We start from the raw sequence: 1,959 nt of genomic DNA, 5'->3' as shown, positions 1-1,959 counted from the left end.
GTGAATGGATTAATATATAACAATAGCTGAACCCCAACCCACAAACAATGGATGGGGATTTTGACCAATTTTAGTCAGGTTTCCCCCAAGTATATCAGCGCCTTTTGCAGAGACTTTAACAGGAAAAAAATCGGGTCTTTTAGGCGATCGCATAGACGGACAAACTGTTGATATCGGTTTTGAGACCATCGAGAAAATCGGAGTTTTAGCCATTGCCAATTTCGGGAAAAGTTCATGATTTCGGGAAAGGTAGGTTAGGGGATAAAATCATCGGAACCAAGCCGGGTCATGGTAGAATGAAAAAACCCTGGTCACGGTTTCTGGGCGTTGTCCCCGCTGTTGAAGTTCCGCTAATACCCACAGTTGATAGAGTCCTCTGGGTTGGTTGCGTCCATCCCAACTAAAGACCATTTCCCCCCGTCTGGGGTTGGGTCTTTGTTGACTATGAATAACTTGGTTATTGTGGCGAATTTCAAAGCTGTTAATTTGGGTGCGGGCGGGACTGTATAAAACGAATTGATAGGAGGAGGAAGGTTGACCGATAATCACCGGAATATAGATGGGTTGTGAACCAGGAAGACTGGCGATCGCCCGCAGACTGTTGGCGGCAACTTCGGCTTGTCTAATGATGCGGGTATCTAAATGCAATTGATATTTATTTTGGCTTAATTCGGGGGTGAAACTGTCGACTTGATAACGCCTCTCAAAGGAGCGGAGAGTAATGTTAGGAATCCCTCCCATATTCGGCACTTGCAGTCTCAGGGTATCGCCTAAATTAGTCAGGTTGGAGGTAGCCAGGGACACTAAGTTAAACGAGGCACTGATGGCTTGGCGGTTGATGCCTTCGCAGCGGTCGGGGCTAGAACGCCGTTGATAAACAAGGTGGTTAGGATCGCTGGGGGGACAGGCGGCCGCTGCTGGTGCATGGAGGGCAACAATTCCGGCGGTGAGTAGATACAGAGGGGTGAGAAGGACTGATCGGAGCATGGTTTTTTTCCCTCAAAAAGTTTGACAATATCTATGGGGATATGATAGGCTAGTATTATTGTGGAAGAAAACCCCCTTTCTGGGTGGTTAAAATCGCAGCCCCCACCGTTGCAGTTGTTGGCGGATGACATCGACAGGATAAGCGAAGCCGAAACCGCCGATGCTGGCTCCTGTGTTCCCACCTGCCATAGCTGCGGCTTCCAGTTCGTCGGCGATCTTGGTTACTAGACCCACGACTTGGTTATCGTAGATGACCGCGCCGCCGGAGTTCCCCACGGCTAGATTAGTGCCGCCAATTTGTAGGTTTAGCTGGTTGGCTTCGGGGGTGTTGGCGGCAATGTAACCTCGCAGGATAGTCCAGGAGCTGCCGGTGACGGGATGGCCGATGATGCGGACATCAGCATCGAGGGGAATGGCAGAGTTGCTGAGGCGGAGGGGTTCGATGTCGTCGGGGAGGCCCGTCACTTCCAGGACAGCCAGGTCTAGGAGGTCGTTGGGGCTGGTGATGTGGCGGATACGAGCCGGGAACCGCAGGCGGTGTTCGGGTTCGTTGTGGCTGTAGAGTTCGATTTTAATATCGCTGCTGGGACGTTTCCCAAAGTCCTCGTCAGAGACCACATGGCGGTTGGTGATGATGTAGGTGCTATTGCCTTCCCGGTGGACAACCCACCCGGTACCGGTTTTAGCTCCGGTGGTGGTTTGGGCGATAATCAGGACGGTGGAGCGTTGCAGACCAAATAGGGGTTGCTCCTGAAGGCTGGGGAGGATTTCGGTGGGGTTCGCGGGGAGGGGATTCCCCCGCAGGGCGAGGAGTCGTTCGGCTTCCTGGAGGTTGCTGTAAGCTATAGCAAAGTTGGGGTCCAGTCGGATGGCTTTTTTGTATTCGGCGATCGCACCTGGCAAATCTCCCTGTTGTTGGAGGGCATAACCGAGATTGTTGTGAGCTATAGCATCATTGGGGTCTAGTGCCAA

General features: G+C 52.1%; 3 protein-coding genes. All 3 read right to left on the bottom strand.

Annotation, left to right across the window (positions count from 1 at the left end; genetic code table 11):
- Positions 1-74: 74 nt before the first annotated feature.
- Complete coding sequence (locus tag B9T16_RS28160; RefSeq protein WP_410246336.1) at positions 75-236, bottom strand: hypothetical protein; 162 nt, start codon at positions 234-236, stop codon at positions 75-77.
- A gap of 31 nt (positions 237-267) precedes the next feature.
- Positions 268-987, bottom strand: a complete 720-nt coding sequence (locus tag B9T16_RS28155) for a hypothetical protein (protein WP_410246335.1) — start codon at positions 985-987, stop codon at positions 268-270.
- An 87-nt stretch (positions 988-1,074) separates the two neighbouring features.
- Positions 1,075-1,959: trypsin-like peptidase domain-containing protein (locus tag B9T16_RS28150; protein ID WP_410246334.1), on the bottom strand; the 885-nt coding region annotated here is incomplete at its 5' end.

It is taken from the genome of Arthrospira sp. PCC 8006 (assembly GCF_046480465.1).
Taxonomy (GTDB): domain Bacteria; phylum Cyanobacteriota; class Cyanobacteriia; order Cyanobacteriales; family Microcoleaceae; genus Limnospira; species Limnospira platensis.
This window is presented reverse-complemented; position numbering and strand designations above follow the sequence as displayed.

What these genes read in the sequence shown, in the direction of transcription:
- B9T16_RS28160 (WP_410246336.1), bottom strand. Translation starts at nt 236, where the DNA reads ATGAACTTTTCCCGAAATTGGCAATGGCTAAAACTCCGATTTTCTCGA.
- B9T16_RS28155 (WP_410246335.1), bottom strand. Translation starts at nt 987, where the DNA reads ATGCTCCGATCAGTCCTTCTCACCCCTCTGTATCTACTCACCGCCGGA.